Annotated in this window: 16 protein-coding genes and 1 pseudogene; 9 read left to right on the forward strand and 8 right to left on the reverse strand. The window is 70.6% G+C overall.

What is annotated here, in order from left to right:
- Positions 1 to 73: 73 nt before the first annotated feature.
- Both uvrB and ACQEV2_RS10095 read right to left on the reverse strand, forming a co-directional pair.
- Positions 74 to 2,221 (reverse strand): excinuclease ABC subunit UvrB, encoded by a 2,148-nt coding sequence (gene uvrB, locus ACQEV2_RS10090; protein ID WP_433038791.1) that lies wholly within the window; start codon positions 2,219 to 2,221, stop codon positions 74 to 76.
- Positions 2,222 to 2,261: 40 nt separating this feature from the next.
- Positions 2,262 to 3,128 carry an MHYT domain-containing protein gene (locus tag ACQEV2_RS10095; RefSeq protein ID WP_433038793.1) on the reverse strand — a complete coding sequence of 289 codons (867 nt, stop codon included), beginning with the start codon at positions 3,126 to 3,128 and terminating at the stop codon, positions 2,262 to 2,264.
- A 278-nt stretch (positions 3,129 to 3,406) separates the two neighbouring features.
- Here ACQEV2_RS10095 and ACQEV2_RS10100 point away from each other — a divergent pair.
- The 3 genes and pseudogenes from ACQEV2_RS10100 to ACQEV2_RS10110 all read left to right on the forward strand — a co-directional run.
- Positions 3,407 to 4,264, forward strand: a pseudogene (locus tag ACQEV2_RS10100) (glycerophosphodiester phosphodiesterase); the annotation flags it as partial.
- A 77-nt stretch (positions 4,265 to 4,341) separates the two neighbouring features.
- On the forward strand, positions 4,342 to 4,896 hold the full coding sequence (locus tag ACQEV2_RS10105; RefSeq protein ID WP_433038795.1) for a methylated-DNA--[protein]-cysteine S-methyltransferase: 555 nt from the start codon (positions 4,342 to 4,344) through the stop codon (positions 4,894 to 4,896).
- Between the two features lie 173 nt (positions 4,897 to 5,069).
- Positions 5,070 to 6,359, forward strand: coding sequence for an MFS transporter (locus tag ACQEV2_RS10110; protein WP_433038797.1), 1,290 nt, complete (start codon positions 5,070 to 5,072; stop codon positions 6,357 to 6,359).
- Positions 6,360 to 6,391: 32 nt separating this feature from the next.
- On the opposite strand, the gene ACQEV2_RS10115 is transcribed toward ACQEV2_RS10110, so the two are convergent.
- On the reverse strand, positions 6,392 to 6,820 hold the full coding sequence (locus tag ACQEV2_RS10115) for a VOC family protein (protein WP_433038799.1): 429 nt from the start codon (positions 6,818 to 6,820) through the stop codon (positions 6,392 to 6,394).
- Between the two features lie 99 nt (positions 6,821 to 6,919).
- On the opposite strand from ACQEV2_RS10115, the gene ACQEV2_RS10120 reads away from it, so the two are divergent.
- Both ACQEV2_RS10120 and ACQEV2_RS10125 read left to right on the forward strand, forming a co-directional pair.
- Complete coding sequence (locus ACQEV2_RS10120; RefSeq protein WP_433038801.1) at positions 6,920 to 7,828, forward strand: pseudouridine-5'-phosphate glycosidase; 909 nt, start codon at positions 6,920 to 6,922, stop codon at positions 7,826 to 7,828.
- Positions 7,829 to 7,835: 7 nt separating this feature from the next.
- Positions 7,836 to 8,930, forward strand: coding sequence for a carbohydrate kinase family protein (locus tag ACQEV2_RS10125; RefSeq protein ID WP_433038803.1), 1,095 nt, complete (start codon positions 7,836 to 7,838; stop codon positions 8,928 to 8,930).
- A gap of 8 nt (positions 8,931 to 8,938) precedes the next feature.
- On the opposite strand, the gene ACQEV2_RS10130 is transcribed toward ACQEV2_RS10125, so the two are convergent.
- Positions 8,939 to 9,733 carry a methyltransferase gene (locus ACQEV2_RS10130; RefSeq protein WP_433038805.1) on the reverse strand — a complete coding sequence of 265 codons (795 nt, stop codon included), beginning with the start codon at positions 9,731 to 9,733 and terminating at the stop codon, positions 8,939 to 8,941.
- A 261-nt stretch (positions 9,734 to 9,994) separates the two neighbouring features.
- Here ACQEV2_RS10130 and ACQEV2_RS10135 point away from each other — a divergent pair, with 261 nt between their 5' ends.
- Positions 9,995 to 11,122: a magnesium and cobalt transport protein CorA gene (locus ACQEV2_RS10135; protein ID WP_433038807.1), complete on the forward strand. Its 1,128-nt coding sequence runs from the start codon at positions 9,995 to 9,997 to the stop codon at positions 11,120 to 11,122.
- A gap of 90 nt (positions 11,123 to 11,212) precedes the next feature.
- On the opposite strand, the gene ACQEV2_RS10140 is transcribed toward ACQEV2_RS10135, so the two are convergent.
- The 3 genes from ACQEV2_RS10140 to ACQEV2_RS10150 form a co-directional block, all read right to left on the reverse strand.
- Positions 11,213 to 11,650, reverse strand: a complete 438-nt coding sequence (locus ACQEV2_RS10140; RefSeq protein WP_433038809.1) for a CBS domain-containing protein — start codon at positions 11,648 to 11,650, stop codon at positions 11,213 to 11,215.
- Between the two features lie 135 nt (positions 11,651 to 11,785).
- Positions 11,786 to 12,199 (reverse strand): PPOX class F420-dependent oxidoreductase, encoded by a 414-nt coding sequence (locus ACQEV2_RS10145; RefSeq protein WP_433038811.1) that lies wholly within the window; start codon positions 12,197 to 12,199, stop codon positions 11,786 to 11,788.
- 47 nt (positions 12,200 to 12,246) lie between these two features.
- A complete protein-coding gene (locus ACQEV2_RS10150; protein WP_433038813.1) occupies positions 12,247 to 12,888 on the reverse strand; it encodes a uridine kinase in 642 nt (213 codons plus the stop codon).
- 278 nt (positions 12,889 to 13,166) lie between these two features.
- Between ACQEV2_RS10150 and ACQEV2_RS10155 the strand changes: the two genes are divergently transcribed.
- From ACQEV2_RS10155 to ACQEV2_RS10165, 3 genes are all read left to right on the forward strand, one after another.
- Positions 13,167 to 13,862: a DUF2293 domain-containing protein gene (locus ACQEV2_RS10155; RefSeq protein WP_433038815.1), complete on the forward strand. Its 696-nt coding sequence runs from the start codon at positions 13,167 to 13,169 to the stop codon at positions 13,860 to 13,862.
- A gap of 252 nt (positions 13,863 to 14,114) precedes the next feature.
- Positions 14,115 to 14,594 carry a DUF1772 domain-containing protein gene (locus ACQEV2_RS10160; RefSeq protein WP_433038817.1) on the forward strand — a complete coding sequence of 160 codons (480 nt, stop codon included), beginning with the start codon at positions 14,115 to 14,117 and terminating at the stop codon, positions 14,592 to 14,594.
- Positions 14,595 to 14,854: 260 nt separating this feature from the next.
- Positions 14,855 to 16,342, forward strand: a complete 1,488-nt coding sequence (locus tag ACQEV2_RS10165; protein ID WP_433038819.1) for a glutamate synthase subunit beta — start codon at positions 14,855 to 14,857, stop codon at positions 16,340 to 16,342.
- A 99-nt stretch (positions 16,343 to 16,441) separates the two neighbouring features.
- On the opposite strand, the gene ACQEV2_RS10170 is transcribed toward ACQEV2_RS10165, so the two are convergent.
- The gene (locus tag ACQEV2_RS10170) at positions 16,442 to 16,996 is read right to left on the reverse strand and encodes a carboxymuconolactone decarboxylase family protein (RefSeq protein WP_433038820.1); all 555 of its coding nucleotides are present in this window, start codon (positions 16,994 to 16,996) and stop codon (positions 16,442 to 16,444) included.
- Positions 16,997 to 17,011 lie beyond the last annotated feature (15 nt).

Here is a 17,011-nt window from a genome sequence, read left to right on the forward strand (position 1 = left end):
GCGCGTGCTTGGCGGGCCCCCGAAGGCGGTTCGGGGCGCCGGTATCGGGGCGGTGACCGGCGCCCGTGGCCGGTCAGGCCAGGCCCGCCTCCTTCATCTGGCGCAGTTCCTTCTTCATCTCGGACACCTCGTCGCGCAGCCGGGCCGCGATCTCGAACTGCAGATCCGCGGCTGCGGCGCGCATACGCTCCGTCAACTCCTCGATCTGCTCGGCCAGCTCGGCCGCCGGCCGGTCGGTCGGCACCGTCTCCTTGGCCTTACCCTTGGCGGATTTGCCCGCCTTCGCGCCCTTGGCCGCCTTGTCGCCGAGGGAAGGCACGGGGGCCTTGGTGCCGCGGCCGTCCTTCTTCGCGCGGTAGCCGGTGCCGAGCAGCTGCTCGGTGTCGACGTCCTCGCGGGCGATCTGCGCGACGATGTCGTTGATCTTCTTGCGCAGCGGCTGGGGGTCGATGCCGTTCGCCTTGTTGTAGGCGACCTGCTTCTCCCGGCGGCGGTTGGTCTCGTCGATGGCCTTCGCCATCGCCGGGGTGACCTTGTCGGCGTACATGTGGACCTGGCCGGAGACATTGCGCGCCGCGCGGCCGATGGTCTGGATCAGGGACGTGCCGGAGCGCAGGAAGCCCTCCTTGTCGGCGTCGAGGATCGCCACGAGGGACACCTCGGGCAGGTCGAGGCCCTCGCGGAGGAGGTTGATGCCGACCAGGACGTCGAACTCGCCCGCGCGCAGCTCGCGCAGCAGCTCGACGCGGCGCAGCGTGTCGACGTCGCTGTGCAGGTAGCGCACCTGGATGCCGAGCTCCAGGAAGTAGTCCGTGAGGTCCTCGGCCATCTTCTTGGTGAGGGTGGTGACCAGGACGCGCTCGTCCTTCTCGACGCGCTGCCGGATCTCGTGGACCAGGTCGTCGATCTGCCCCTCGGTGGGCTTGACGACGACCTCCGGGTCGACGAGGCCGGTGGGGCGGATGATCTGCTCGACCTGGCCGTCCGAGCGGGAGAGTTCGTAGGTGCCCGGGGTCGCCGACAGGTAGACGGTCTGCCCGATGCGCTCCTGGAACTCCTCCCACTTCAGGGGGCGGTTGTCGAGGGCGGAGGGCAGGCGGAAGCCGTGGTCGACGAGGGTGCGCTTGCGGGATGCGTCGCCCTCGTACATGGCTCCGATCTGCGGCACGGTGACGTGCGACTCGTCGATGACGAGCAGGAAGTCGTCCGGGAAGTAGTCCAGCAGGGTGTTGGGCGGGGAGCCGGGCGAGCGGCCGTCGAAGTGCATCGAGTAGTTCTCGACACCGGAGCAGGTGCCGATCTGGCGGAGCATCTCGAGGTCGTACGTCGTACGCATCCGCAGGCGCTGGGCCTCCAGGAGCTTGCCCTGCTTCTCCAGTTCGGCGAGGCGCTCCCCCAGCTCCTTCTCGATGTCGTTGACGGCCCGCTCCATGCGCTCGGGGCCCGCGACGTAGTGGGAGGCCGGGAAGACGTACAGCTGCTGGTCGTCGCTGATGATCTCGCCGGTGAGGGGGTGAAGCGTGGAGAGGGCCTCGATCTCGTCGCCGAACATCTCGATGCGGACGGCGAGCTCCTCGTAGACCGGGAAGATCTCGATGGTGTCGCCGCGCACCCGGAAGGTGCCGCGGGTGAAGGCCATGTCGTTGCGCGTGTACTGGATGTCCACGAAGCGGCGCAGCAGCTCGTCCCGGTCGATCTCCTCGCCGACCTTGAGGGGGACCATGCGGTCCACGTACTCCTGCGGCGTACCGAGGCCGTAGATGCAGGAGACCGAGGCGACCACGACGACGTCGCGGCGGGTGAGCAGCGAGTTGGTCGCGGAGTGGCGCAGGCGCTCGACCTCCTCGTTGATCGAGGAGTCCTTCTCGATGTAGGTGTCCGACTGCGGGACGTAGGCCTCGGGCTGGTAGTAGTCGTAGTACGAGACGAAGTACTCGACGGCGTTGTTCGGCAGGAGCTCGCGGAACTCGTTCGCCAGCTGGGCGGCGAGCGTCTTGTTCGGCGCCATCACCAGGGTGGGGCGCTGGAGCTTCTCGATCATCCACGCGGTGGTGGCGGACTTGCCTGTGCCGGTCGCGCCGAGCAGGACGACGTCCTTCTCGCCGGCTTCGATGCGCCGGGCGAGCTCGGCGATGGCCTGCGGCTGGTCGCCGCTGGGCTGGTAGGGGCTGACGACCTCGAAGGGCGCCACCGTGCGTTCGATGCTGGAAACGGGCCGCATGGAATCCACCGTACGACCCGCCACTGACAACGCGGCCCGATCAGTGGTTCTGCGGGGTCCGGGACCCTCGGGGCTCCGGGGAGCGGCGGGGGCGCAGCGGCGGCCGACGGGTCGGGTGCGGGACGGTGGCGTGGGCCGGGACACCCGGCTTGTGCTCGACGGGGGCCACTGTGGGTTTCCCCATGACCATCTTCGGGTCGAACAGTACGACGGCGCCCGCGAGGAGGAGGAAGGCGAGCGGGCCGACCAGCATCGGCGCCAGCAGGGCGGCGGGTGAGTCGCCCGTGGAGGGGGATCCCGTGCCGTGGAGATGGACACTGAGGGCGGCCATGCCGGTGTAGTGCATGCCGCTGACGGCGAGGCCCATGACGAGGCTCGCGCCCACGCTCCACAGGAATCCTCTGACCTGTCCGGCGGCCCACAGCGCGGCGGTGGCCGCCACCATGGCTATCACGACGGAGACGGCCACGGTGATCGTGTTGTACTCCAGCTTGCCGTCGAGCCGCATGCCGGCCATGCCCAGGTAGTGCATCGAGGCGATGCCCAGACCGGTGATGGTGCCGCCGGTGAACAGGGCCGTTCCGCTGGCGCCCTTGTAACCGACGATGAAGATCCCGATGCCCACCATGACGATGGCGACGGCCAGGCTCGCGAACGTCATGGGTTTGTCGTAGTGGATCGGCGTCTCCTTGACCGTGAACCCCATCATCGCGACGAAGTGCATGGTCCATATGCCGGAGCCGATGGCCGCCGCTCCCAGAGCGAGCCATCCCGGGCGCCAGGACTGCGAGACGAGCATCGATCTGGTGGTGCAGCGCAGGCCGAGGGCACCGCCGAGGCAGGCCATGAGGTAGGCCACCAGCGGTGTGACGAGTCCGTAACTGAAACCGTCGATCGTGCCCTGCATACGCGGCTGCCCTTCCCGCCCTTTTACGTCCCGGAACCCCGTGAAATGCGCCCCCTCCCAGCACCGCCCGAGCGGTCAGGGTTGAGGCAGAGGGTAACTCCCACCGGAATGGTCGAACGATTTTCCGGCAAAGAAACACGGCCTTGCCCCAGTTGTGCGGCACGAGTGAGCGGGCCTGGGCAACTCCATTCATTCTGTGGCCATTCTGTACTCCTTCGTCGTTGACCGTCTGCTGTCACAGTTGAGCTGTCCGTGATCGTTCGACGCGAGGAGTACGCATGCACGCGCGCGCCGTAGCCGCCATGACGACCGCGCTCCTGGGAACCGCCGCTCTGCTGCTTCCCGCCTCCGACGCCCGGGCCGGCGCCGAGCAGCCCACGGTCATCGCTCACCGGGGAGCCTCCGCCTACGCCCCCGAGAACACGCTCGCCGCCGTCGACAAGGCCGCCGAACTGGGCATCGACTGGGTGGAGAACGACGTACAGCGCACCAGGGACGGCGAGCTTGTCGTCCTCCACGACGACAACCTGAAGCGCACGACCGACGTGGAGCAGGTCTTCCCCGACCGGGCGCCCTGGAAGGTGAAGGACTTCACCGCCGCCGAGATCGCCCGCCTGGACGCGGGCAGCTGGTTCGGCCCCGCGTACGCGGGCGCGCGCGTGCCGACGCTGGAACAGTTCATGGACCGCGTGGAGCTGCACCACCAGAAGCTGCTCCTGGAGATCAAGAACCCCGAGCTGTACCCGGGCATCGAACAGCAGACCCTCGAGGTGCTGGACGACGGGGGCTGGCTCGATCCGCCCCACCTGGCGAGCCGGCTCATCGTGCAGAGCTTCAGCGCCGACAGCATGCGGACCGTCCACAAGCTGAAGCCGGCCGTCAGGACCGGCTTCCTCGGGACGCCGCCCGCGGCGGACCTCGCCGGGTACGCGACCTTCGCCGACCAGATCAATCCCGCGTACGGCTCCATCTCCAGGGGCTACGTCGCTTCCGTCCACGCCTTCACCGGTCCGCACGGCAGGCCGCTGGAGGTCTTCACCTGGACCGTGAACGACGCGGACACCGCCCGGCTGGTCGCCGGGTACGGCGTCGACGGCATCATCACCAACCATCCCGACGTGGTGCGGGACGCCCTGTCCGAGGGCCTGAGGTCTGTGCAGGGGCCGAGGCCCGCTCCCGGGGCGTTGTCAGTGGTGGGTCGTACGGTGGGCGCATGGACAGCCATGGGCAGTACGAGCAGCAGGTCGTGTGGGCCGTCGTCGGTACCGACATCGGTCCACTGATGCTGGCCGCGACCCGCGACGGCCTGGTCAGTGTCGTGTTCCATGCCACGGAGAAGGTGCGCGACAAGGCACTCGAGCATCTGGCGTCCCGGCTGGGCACCGAGCCGGTGGAGGCGCCTGGCTCTCCGCTGCTCTCCGAGGCGATACGTCAGGTGGAGGAGTACTTCGCGGGTACGCGGCGCGACTTCGAGCTGCCGCTGGACTGGTCCCTCATCTCCGGCTTCAACCGGCAGGTCCTGCGCGAGCTGGCCGCCGGCGTCCCGTACGGCACGGTCGTCGGGTACGGCGATCTGGCCGGGCGGGTCGGCCAGCCGGGCGCCGCCCAGGCGGTGGGGATGGCGATGGGCGCCAATCCGCTGCCGGTCGTGGTGCCCTGTCACCGGGTCGTGGAGAGCGACGGCGGCATCGGCGGCTTCGGGGGCGGCCTGGAGACCAAGCGGAGGCTGCTCGCGCTGGAGGGGGTACTGCCGGAGCCGCTGTTCTGAGAGGCTTCTTGGTCCTTCACCCGGTCGGGCCCGGTCCTTGACCGGGTTGGGCGGGCGAGAGAAGAGGGGGAGACTGCGCCTGTGACGACACTTTTCACCCACCCGTACGCGGCCGGTCCGGTGTGCTGTCCCCGGTGGTCCGGTCCGGCGCGCCGCACGGGCGGGTGCGCCTCGTGACCGCCGTCGAGCGGCAGGTCGTCGCGTCCGTCACGCCCGACCGGTTGCCGGCCCTGCGGCGCCGTACGACGGCCGTGCTGATCACGACGCAGATCCTGGGCGGGCTGGGTGTCGCCACCGGCATCGCGCTCGCGGCCGTGCTCGCCACGGAGGTCAGCGGCACCGAGTCGCTGTCCGGGCTCGCGCCCACCGCGACCGTCGCCGGTACAGCGGTGCTGTCGATGCCGTTGGCCGCGCTGATGACCGCGCGCGGGCGCCGTCCCGGGCTCGTGCTGGCCTATCTCATCGGGGCGGTGGGTGCCGGTGTCACGGTGGTCGCGGCCCGCGTCGGGAGCTTTCCGCTGTTGCTGTGCGGGATGGCCGCGTTCGGCGCGGCCTCGTCGGCGAATCTGCAGGCGCGGTTCGCGGCGGCCGATCTGGCCGAGCCGGAGCGGCGGGCCCGGGCCATCTCCCTGGTCGTATGGGCGACGACCATCGGCGCGGTCCTCGGCCCGAACATCGCCTCGCCCGCCGGCCGCAGCGTCACGGGCCTCGGGATACCTGCGGCGGCCGGCCCGTTCCTGTGGGCGGCCGGGATCTTCCTGATATCCGCGGTCGTGGTGGCCGTACTGCTGCGGCCGGACCCGCTGCTGACGGCGCGTGCTCTCGCACCGGCCGAGGAGCAGTCGCCCGCGGCCCGTTCGCTGCGGGCCGGGCTGGCCGCCGTGGCAGCCTCGCAACGAGCCCGGCTCGCGGTGGTGACGGTTGCCGTGGCGCACACAGCGATGGTCTCGGTGATGTCGATGACTCCGGTCGACCTCGCCCATCACGGGGCGGGCATCGATCTGATCGGGCTGGTCATCAGCGGGCACATCGCGGGCATGTACGCGTTCGCGCCGCTCATGGGGCGGCTGTCGGACCGGCTGGGGCGGCTGTCCGGGATCGGGCTCGCTGTGGGGCTGCTCGCCTGCGCGGTGTTCCTCGCCGGTACGGCCGGCGGCAGTCACGGGCAGACGGCCATCGGGCTCTTCGTACTCGGGCTCGGCTGGTCGGCCGGGCTGGTCTCCGGTTCCGCGCTGCTCACGGATTCCGTGCCGCAGCCCGCGCGGGCCGCCGCTCAGGGGCTGTCGGACCTGATCATGAACGCCTCCGCAGGCATCGGCGGAGCGGCGGCCGGGCTCGTGGTCGCCAAGGCGAGCTACGCCTGGCTGAACTTCACCGCCGCGTGTCTGCTCGTCCCCTTGGCGGCGCTGGCACTGTTCACGCGGGGCAGGCGCCGGGCGCGGGACGTCTCGGTGGACGGCTGAGGCCCCGGCGGACTGGGTGAGACCGCGGCAGGCTAGTCGTAGTGCCGGGCCTCGAAGACGTTGCCGTCGGGGTCGCGGAAGTAGAAGCTGCGTTTGGCCTTGCCGCGGGCGCCGAAGGAGTCGTGGGAGATGTCCGACACGGGCGCGCCGCGTTCTTCCAGGCGGGCCCGCAGGGCGTCGAAGTCGTCTCCGGTCAGGGCCAGGCAGACGTGGTTGACCGGGTGGCCGGAGCTGGCGACGCTGCCGGGCAGCATCTGCATGCGCTCCGCCATGGTGAGCGGCATGAGGTCGAGGATCGTCTCCTCGTTGAGGCGCACGGAGGGGAACGGAACAGCCCCCGCGGAGAATTCGGAGAGCCTGACCGGCTCCATGCCGACCGCCTTCTCGTAGAAGTCGGCCGACGCCACCGGGTCACGTACCCAGAGGACGACATGGTCGAGACGCGCAGTGTTGTCCGTCATGCACCCAAGGCTGGTGTCGTCTCCCACAGGCCGCAAGGGTTTGACCCGGTGCGCCGCCCGCCAGAGATGAGGGAAGACCGACAGACAGGAGGCAGGCGCGTGGTGCTGGTGGTGTCCGAAGAGGTGCGAGAGGCGATCGACGCGCGTCGACCCGTGGTGGCTCTGGAGTCCACGATCATTGCGCACGGGCTGCCGCGCCCGCGCAATCTGCAGGTGGCGCTGGAGCTGGAGGACGTCGTACGGCGGGAGGGCGCCGTGCCCGCGACGATCGCCGTGCTGGACGGTCGGCCCCATGTCGGACTGGACAAGGAGCAGCTGGAGCGGATCGCGAACGAGGACGGTATCCGCAAGCTGGGGCACCGTGACCTGCCGCTCGCGGTGGCTTCGGGAGCGAGCGGGGCGACCACGGTGTCGGCGACCGCTCTGCTGGCGGCTCTCGCAGGCGTACGGATGTTTGCGACGGGTGGGCTCGGCGGCGTGCACCGGGAGTGGACGGTGACGCAGGACGAGTCGGCCGACCTGGGGCTGCTGGCTCGCACGCGGATCACCGTGGTGTGCGCCGGCGTGAAGTCGATCCTGGATGTCCCGGCGACCCTGCAGCGGCTGGAGACGCTGGGCGTCGCGGTGGCCGGCTACCGCACGGAACGCTTCCCCGGCTTCTATCTGTCCGACTCGGGGCACCCGGTGGACTGGACGCTTCAGTCGCCGCAGGAGGTGGCCGAGGTGATGCGCGCTCAGGACGCGCTCGGCGGGCCCGAGTCGGCTCTGATCGTCGCCAATCCCGTGCCGGAGGCGGAGCAGCTGGATCCGGAGCTGCACACGCGTGTGCTCGCCGAAGCGCTGCACGCGTGCGAGGAGCGGGGCATCACCGGTCAGGCGGTCACGCCGTTCCTGTTGGACTACCTGGTACGGCACACCGACGGTGCCTCGCTGAGCGCCAATCTTGCGGCGGTGCGCGGCAACGTACGGCTGGCGGGACGGATCGCGGCAGCGTGGGCCGGGGCGTGAGCGGGTCATGACCGGGGCGGGGGCACGCGGCGGCGGGAGCGAGGCGGCGGGCCGGGGACCGGGGAGCGAGGCGGCGGGCCGCGGACCGAAGAACGAGGCGGCGGGCCGCGAACCCGGGAATGAGGCGGCAGCGAGGAAACCCGGCAGCGGCGGGACAGCTCCTGACGGCTCGGGGAGCGCACCGGCCGTCCGCGGCGCCCATGACGGCGCGCTGCTGGTCGTCGGGGACGTGGTGACGGACGTCATCGCCCGGCACCGGGGGCCGCTCGCCTCGGGGACGGACACGGCCGCGGCCATCCGGACGGTGCCGGGCGGTGCGGGCGCCAACGTGGCCTGCTGGGCCGCGCGTTGGGGATGTGCCGATGTGCGGCTTCTGGGGAGGGTGGGCGCGGACACGGCCGCGTGGCACGAGCGGGAGCTGACCGTGTGCGGAGTGCGGCCCCGTCTCGTCGTGGATCCGCAGGCGCCGACCGGGACGGTGATCTGCCTGGTCGACAAGGGCGCCGCCGCCGAGCGGACGTTCCTCACCGACAGCGGCGCCTCCCTGCGGCTCGGCCCCGGCGACTGGTCGGACGCGCTGCTCGACGGGGTCGCCCGGCTGCATCTGTCGGGCTACCTGATGTTCTCCGAGCCGAGCCGGGCGCTCGTGGCAGTGGCTCTGGAGTCGGCACGCGCGCGTGGAGTACCGGTGAGCCTGGATCCGGCGTCGGCGGGGTTCCTGACGGAGCTGGGCGTCGACCGCTTTCTGGCGCTGGTGGACGGCGTGGACGTCCTACTGCCGAGCCGTGACGAGGCGTGCTTGCTCACGGGGCTGCCCGATGCGGCGGACGCGGCGGCCAAGTTGAGCCGTCATGTCCCGCTGGTGGTCGCGAAGCAGGGCGCGGACGGCGCCCTGGTCGCCCGGTCGGGCACCGTGGGCGCCCACGTCCCCGCCGTGCAGGCGACCCCGAGGGATACGACGGGTGCCGGCGACGCCTTCACCGGTGCATTCCTCGCGGCCCTTCTCACCGGCGCCGGACCGGAGGACGCGGCTCGGGAGGGGTGCCGGGCGGGAGCACTGGCGGTGGAGCAGGTGGGCGGGAGACCGCCCCGGACGGTGTGACCCCTTGCCTATGCCTTGCGCCCCCACGCAGAGATCATCGGGGTCGCCGCCAGGTCCATGCGGCCGGCGGAGACGCCGGCAAGGTGGCGGTCGATGTCCTGGTCGGTGGCAAGGCCCGCGGTGACGAGCTGGTCGCGGAGCTCGCGGATGGTGGCGGCCTCCAGATCGGCGCAGGCGGGCGAGGCGACCGGGAAGTACGCGTCGGCGGCCACCCGGCACAGCCCGGCCTCGCGGAGCAGGCGCGGCAGCCTGCGGCCGAAGGAGAGATCGGCACCGTGGTCGGCCAGGAGGGTGCGAACGCCGTCGCGGAGGCGATTCGCCAGTTGCTGTTCGGGGCCGTGCTCGTCGGGGCAGAGCAGGGGCTGCAGCGCGGGGTCGGTGTCCTCGACCAGGAGCCTGCCGCCGGGACGCAGGGCCTTGATCATCGACCGCAACGCCCGCTCGCGGTCCGGTACATGAGAGAGGACCATCCGGGCGTGTACCACATCGAACTCGTCCCCCGGCGGCTCCTCGGCGCCCACGTCGTGGACGCGGACCTCGACCGGCGGGCGGGCGGCCGGTGCGAGCCGTGAGGTATCGAGGTCGGTGGCGACCACCCTTCCGGTCGGGCCGACCTTCTTCGCCAGCCAGGAGACCACCGAAGTGCCGCCGGCACCCACCTCCCAGCAGTGCCAGCCGGGCCCGATGCCGAACCCTTCGAGGTGCCGGAACGTCGTGGGGTCGAAGAGAGGTCCCAGGGCGTCGCAGTGCCCGCCTGCCTCGGCCTGCCGGTTGTCGAGGAGATACCCGTCGGTTCGCATCATGCCGAGATCATCCCATTTGCTCTCTTTGTCGGTAGCGGTCGACGCTCGACGGGAGGTCGCGAATTCCACACGACCCCCCTCCGTTCCCCCAGTTTTCGCACCCATGCCACGAGGCGACATGGGCAAACTCCCTTCATCCACAGACGGGAACAAAGCGGAATCCGCTGTTCCCACAGGCTTACCCGCCGCTCACGCCCAACTGGCAAACTGGCGGGCCAGGGCGCAGAGATGCGGCGCGAGGATCCACGCAAGGAGATCCAGATGTCCATGGCAGGGAATCTGCGGAAGGTCACGGGCCTCGGAAAGGTCGGCGGCCTCCGCAAGGTGGCAAGGCTGACTCGACGGCACCCCCGCGTCGACCTCAGCCATCCCGCCCGATCCCCGCTGGGCTCCTCGGTCGTGAACTGCGTGACATACCGGGACGGGATACGGGTCCCGGAAAGCGGTGACCTGGTCGACGTCGTGCAGCGGGTGCGCAAGCGCGGGGCCGGATTCGTCTGGCTCGGCCTCCACGAGCCGACGGACCAGGAGTTCGCGGGCATCGCCGAGTTGTTCGCCCTGCATCCGCTGGCGGTCGAGGACGCCGTCGAGGCGCATCAGCGGCCGAAGCTGGAGCGGTACGACGAGACGCTGTTCGCGGTGTTCAAGACGGTCTGCTATGTCGAGCACGAGCAGCTCACGGCGACGAGCGAGGTCGTGAACACCGGCGAGATCATGGTGTTCGTCGGCCGGGACTTCGTGATCACGGTGCGACACGGGCGGCACGGCTCACTGGGCCCGTTGCGCGAGGAGCTGGAGTCGGACCCCGAGCAGCTCGCCAAGGGGCCGGCAGCGGTGCTGCACGCGATCGCGGACCATGTGGTCGACGACTATCTGAACGTCACGGACTCGGTGCAGGAGGACATCGACGCGGTCGAAACGGATGTGTTCGCGGAGAACGGCGCGCGGGTCGACCCGGGGCGGATCTACCAGCTGAAGCGGGAACTCCTGGAGCTGAAGCGGGCCGTGGTCCCACTGAGCCGCCCGCTGGAGGACCTGGCCACACTGCCCATCCGGGTGGTGGAGCCGGAGATACAGGCGTACTTCCGCGATGTGTCCGACCATCTGCTGCGCGCCAAGGAGCAGATCTTCGCCTTCGACGAACTGCTGAACTCGATCCTCCAGGCGCACCTGGCACAGGTCACCGTCGCGCAGAACGAGGACATGCGGAAGATCACGGCCTGGGCCGCGATCGTGGCCGTGCCGACGATGGTGTGCGGGGTGTACGGGATGAACTTCGACTACATGCCGGAGTTGCGCTGGACGTTCGGCTATCCGCTGGTCATAGCGGTGATATCCGCCGCGTGCCTGGCGTTGTACCGCGGCTTCCGGCGCAACGGATGGCTCTGAGCTTGCTTCGGCAGACTCCGGTACGTCCCCGCCCGGCACGGTCGGCCGGACGAGGACATCACCACTGGCGAGGGTGAGGCGTTCGCCGGATCAGTGCGTCGTCGGCGCCCCGGTCCTGGCGTAGACGCTCTCGGCCCACTGGCCGATCTGGGCCTCCGACAGGTGCTGGGCCAGATCGGCCTCGCTGATCATGCCGACCAGGCGCTTGTTGTCGATGACGGGGAGCCGGCGGATCTGATGCTCCTTCATCTCCCGGAGCACGTCACTGATGTCGGCGTTCGCATCGATCCAGCGCGGGGTGCCCTGGGCCATCTCGCCTGCGGTGACCTTGCTCGGGTCGCGGCCCATGGCCACGCAGCCGATGACGATGTCGCGGTCGGTGAGGATGCCGCAGAGCCGTTCGTTCTGGTCGCTGATGGGCAGGGCTCCGACGCCCAGCTCGCGCATCAACTGGGCGGCGCGGTCCAGGGTCTCGTGGGCCGGGATCCACTGGGCACCACGGTGCATGATGTCTCCGGCAGTGGTCATGAAGTACCTCCCGATGCCGGACGGCCGGCGCGGTGCGGGACGCACCGCTAGTCCCGGCGCCCTTCATTCTCGCCGCGCCGCCCGCCACATGCACCCGGAACCGGCTGGCGACGGCCACCGGGCAGCGGGAGGCGCTCAGGCCGCGAAGCGCATGATTTTCCGCGGGACGACACGGATGATCACGCGGGTCTCGTCGTCCTTCTCGGCGGGCGGGTCGATGCCGAGGTACTTGTGCGAGAGCTCGAACGGGAGCCGCTTGGCCTCGTCCGGGAGTATCTCCGCGGTGCCGCGGATCTCGACCGAGCTGTAGGGGTTGGCGAGGTCGTAGACCGAGACGCTGATGCGGGGGTCGCGCCGGAGGTTGCGCACCTTCTGGCGGGCGTCGACGGAGGAGAAGAGCACGGTGTCGCCCTCGCGCTTGATCCAGACCACCGAGTTCTGCGGGGCGCCGTCGGGGCCAAGGGTGGCCACGCTGGCGAAGTTCTTGCCGTCGAGGAGGGAGCGGACGGAGTCGTCGAAGGAGATCGGATCACTCGTGGAGGTCGTCATGGGAGCAGAGTAATTAAATGCACGTGCATAGAGAAGGGGTTATTGGATCAGCCTCTCCACGCCGGGTGCCGCGGGTCGTCGGCGCGCACCAGGACATCAGCCGTGCCGGCCGGGTCGGTCTCGTGTTCGTAGCGCTCGAAGGCGGGGAGGGTCCAGTGCTCGGCCTCGGGCGTGCGGCGGCGCAGAGCACCGGGTGAGAGAAGGACGTGGACGGTCAGATCGAAGGGGAACCAGTGGCGCAGCAGGAGGGGGCCGTGCAGCAACAGGAAGCCGCCGGGCGGGAGTTGGACGTAGGGACTGCGGGTGGCCCGGTCGGTGACCGGGTCCCACAGATCCGGCAGGACGCGGCCGTCGCCGCCGGGTTCGAGGGGACCGAAGACCTCGCGCCACAGGGCGCCGGTGTCGAGCCAGCCGTCGTAATAGGCGTCCACGTCCCGGTGGCCGTGCTCCAGCCGGACCGAGGCGGGGCGCAGGAAGCCCTCCGTGCCGACGGCGAGCGAGGGACGGCCGCGTATGCGCAACGCCTCGCCGACCCGCTCGGCCAGGTCTCCCGGGTGGGCCGCCGGGGCACCGTCGAAGGCGATGCGCGGCCAGGGGCTGCCGTCGGCCGGCTTCAGGTCGAGCAGCCGCTCGGCCAGCAGGTCGCCGAGCCGGTCCCAGGTGATCGCTTCGAGTCGCACAGGGCCCATGATGCGACAGGGAGCGGTCGGGATGCCGGGGTGCTCTACGGTCGGCAGGTTTCGGCGCGGCTGCGGGGGCCGGGTGTCCCAGGTCCATCGGATCGCTTCGCGGCCCTGCTCGCCCCGCTCTTGGACCGATCAGGCCGCTTACCCACCCGATCAGGCGGTCCCCTGTCCCTATCAGGCGGTTCGCTGCCCGAATCGGGCTGTTCGCTCCTCCCGGCCAGGCAGTCCGCTGTCCCAGGCGGGTAGTTCCCCAGAGCCGCCCCACGGGGAAAGAACCCGATATGGCGTCCCTCGCAACTCCCCCGCCCCGCACCGGCCTTCTGGTGATCCAGCCTCTCAAGCGGCGGCATTGTGCGGAGTGTCATGCGGGGCCGTTGCCGATGCTCGTGCTGGAGGACGGGGCGCCGCGGTGTCTCGACTGTGCCGATCTCGGACATCTGGTGTTCCTGCCGCGCGGCGACACGGCGTTGACACGTCGGTCGCGGGAGGAGAGTGCGCTGTCGGCGGTGGTCGTCCGGTTCAACCGGCGCAAGAGCCGTTACGAGCGGCAGGGAGTCCTCGTCGAGGAGGCGGGGCTCGCCCGGGCCGAGCATCGGTGTCTGGCGGACGCGGAGGCTCGGCGACGGCGGCGGGTACGGGACGCACGGCGGCGGGTGCGAGAGGACGTGCGGTTCGCGGAGGCGTTCGCGGCGGAGATACGGCGGCTGTTCCCGGGGTGTCCGGCGGACCGGGCGCGGGACATCGCCGCGCATGCGTCGGTGCGGGGCAGTGGGCGGGTGGGGCGCAGTGCGGCGGGGCGGGCGTTGTCCGAGGGGGCGGTGACATCGGCGGTCGTGGCGTCCGTACGCCATCTGGACACCCCCTACGACCAGTTGCTGATGAGCGGGGTGCCTCGGCACGAGGCTCGGCGCCGGATCGCGGCGATGGTGGAGACGACGTTGCGGGCGTGGCGGGCGGAGGTGTCGGGGGTCGGCTGACGTTGGCGCGGGAGACGGCCATCGGGCACGGGCACAGGTACGGGCACGGGCACAGCAGGACCGGGGGGTGAACCGGCCACCCCACGGTGCCGTTCTTCAAGGCTCGGCGCCCGGCCTTCGCCCTGCTGGACGCTCGCGTATGTGTGGGCGTCGTTCAGCCATGGTGACCGTTCTCGTACACGACTTCACTTGAGGTGACAGATGGGGCCGGGCCGGGAAGGATCTCGGCTGGATGCGGGAGTTGACGTTGACATGATTGACGGGCCGTACTTCGTACTGGTCGTGATCGGTGTGGTCGGGACCGGTCTCGTGGCCGGGGTCTTCTGCGCCTTCTCGACCTTCGTGATGCGCGGGCTCGCCGCGCTGCCGCCGGCGCAGGGCGTCGCCACGATGCAGGCGATCAATGTGACGGCGTTGACGCCGGCGTTCATGCTGGTGTTCGTCGGGTCGGCGGTGTTGTGCGCGGTGATCGCCGTGGTGACGTTCGTGCTCTGGCCGGACGAGGGGACGGTGGAGCTGCTGCTGGGGAGCGGGCTGTATTTGTTCGGCTCGTTCGGGGTGACCATGGCGGCGAACGTGCCCCGCAACGAAGCGTTGCTCAAGCTCGACGCGGGCACCCCGGAGGCGGCCGCCTACTGGCCGACGTACGTGCGCGAGTGGACGGCGTGGAACCACGTCCGGATGGTCGCCTCGGCCGCCGCGACGGTGTCGTACGTCCTCGCCCTCAGCTGACCCTCCCCGGCTCCGCTCCGCGCCCCATCCCGGCCCACCCCGCATGGGCCCCATGGCCCGCCCACCCGACCCGCTCCACATCGGCCCACCCCTGCCCACTCCGCATGGGGCGAGCCCAAGAAGAATCCACGGAAAAACCGCGAAGAAAGCGCTGTCCCCCACTCTGCGCACACCGCCGGTGGGACGTATCGTGGCCGGAAGAGTGCCGCCCGATGACGCACGGCTCCCCCACGTCACACGCACACGCAAGGAAGACGGCCATGGCCGATCCCAAGGGTTTCATGACCACCCCCCGCCAGGACTGGCCGCGCCGGCCCGTCGAGGAGCGGGTCAAGGACTGGGACGAGGTGTACGTCCCCGGGGCGCTGCTGCCGATCATCAGCAAGCAGGCCGACCGCTGCATGGACTGCGGCATACCCTTCTGCCACGACGCCTGTCCGCTGGGCAATCTGATCCCCGAGTGGAACGACCTGGTGTCACGGGAGGACTGGCGGGCGGCAGCCGACCGGCTGCACGCGACGAACAATTTCCCCGAGTTCACGGGGCGGTTGTGTCCGGCGCCGTGCGAGGCGGGGTGTGTGCTGGCGATCAACCAGCCGGCCGTCACCATCAAGAACGTCGAGTGCGCCATCGCCGACCGGGCCTGGGAGGAGGGCTTCGCGCCGCCGCGCCCACCGGACCGGCTGTCCGGGCGGACGGTCGCGGTGATCGGGTCGGGTCCCACCGGGCTCGCCGCGGCACAGCAGCTGACGCGGGCGGGGCACACGGTCGCCGTGTACGAGAAGGACGACCGGATCGGTGGGCTGATGCGGTACGGGATCCCCGGGTTCAAGATGGAGAAGCACCATCTGGAGCGGCGGATCGAGCAGATGCGGGCCGAGGGGACCAAGTTCCGTACGTCGACGGCGGTCGGGCGGGACGTCGGAGCCGCCGAACTGCGGTCGCGTTACGACGCCGTGGTGATCGCCACGGGGGCCACGGCGTGGCGGGAACTGCCCGTCCCTGGGCGGGAGTTGAGCGGTATCCAGCAGGCGATGGAGTATCTGCCGCTGGCCAACCGGGTGTGCGAGGGGGACCTGGAGACGTCCCCGATGTCCGCCGCCGGGAAGCACGTCGTCATCGTCGGCGGTGGGGACACGGGGGCCGACTGTCTGGGCACCGCCGTACGGGAGGGTGCCGCGTCCGTGACCCAGTTGGACATCTACGCCCAACCGGGCGCCGAACGGGACGAGGACGCGGAGCCCTGGCCGACGTACCCGAAGATCTACCGTCTGTCGGCCGCGCACGAGGAGGCACGCGATCTTCAGACGGCGCCCGCGGCGAACGCGGACGCCCGGCTGTTCGCGGCGTCCACGCTCCGCTTCACGGGTGACGCCGACGGGCAGGTACGGTCGCTGCACCTGGTCGAGGTGGACGCACAGCGCCGCCCGCTGCCGGGCACCGAGCGGTCGCTGCCGGCCGACCTCGTACTGCTCGCCCTCGGCTTCTCCGGGCCCGACCGCGAGGACGGCCTGATCGACCAGCTGGGGCTGGAGCTGGAGCCTCGCGGCACGATCGCACGGGACGCCGGGTTCGCCACGAACGCCCCCGGCGTGTTCGCTGCGGGTGACGCGGCGCGCGGACAGTCGCTGATCGTGTGGGCGATCGCGGAAGGGCGGGCGGTGGCGGCAGCCGTCGACCGCTACCTGACGGGGAGTTCGCGGCTGCCGGCGCCGATCTCGCCGTACGACCGGCCCATGACTGTTTGAGGGGCGGTGGTTGCGGCGAGTTCGGCACCTCGCCCACTGCCTTAGGGGCGTGGAGGACCTCCAGCCGCGCCGCCGTGGTCCCCCTACCGGCTTACTGGCCTACCGCCGCTCGTCCGTCCCCGCCACCTTCCCCGTCGCCAGCGCCACCCTGTTCCACGTGTTGATCGTGAGGATCAGGGCCAGTACGTGGGCCAGTTCCCGCTCGTCGAAGTGGGCTGCGGCCCGGGCGTAGACGTCGTCGGGGACGCCGCCGTCGGCCACCAGGGTCACCGCCTCCGTCAGGGCCAGGGCCGCCTGTTCCTTCTCGGTGAAGAAGTGGCGGGCCTCGCGCCAGACCGCGACCATGTGCAGCCGGTCCTCGCTCTCACCGGCCTTGCGGGCGTCGTTGGTGTGCATGTGGAGGCAGTAGGCGCAGTGGTTGAGGTGCGAGGCGCGGATCTGGATCAGCTCGACCAGCGCCGGGTCCAGGCCCTCGCGGGCGGCGGCGTCGAAGCCGACGATGGCGCGGAAGACCTTCGGGGCGGACTTCGCGAAGTCCAGGCGGGTCCGCGCGGCCTCGGCCGTGGCGATGGCGGTGGTGGCGGCAGCGGTGGCGGTGGCGGTGGCCGAGTCGATGCCGGAAGTGCCGTACGCAGCAGTCGTGTTCGTCGTCATGTGCTCCAAGCTACG

This window comes from Streptomyces sp. CA-251387 (genome assembly GCF_050936625.1).
Lineage (GTDB): Bacteria > Actinomycetota > Actinomycetes > Streptomycetales > Streptomycetaceae > Streptomyces.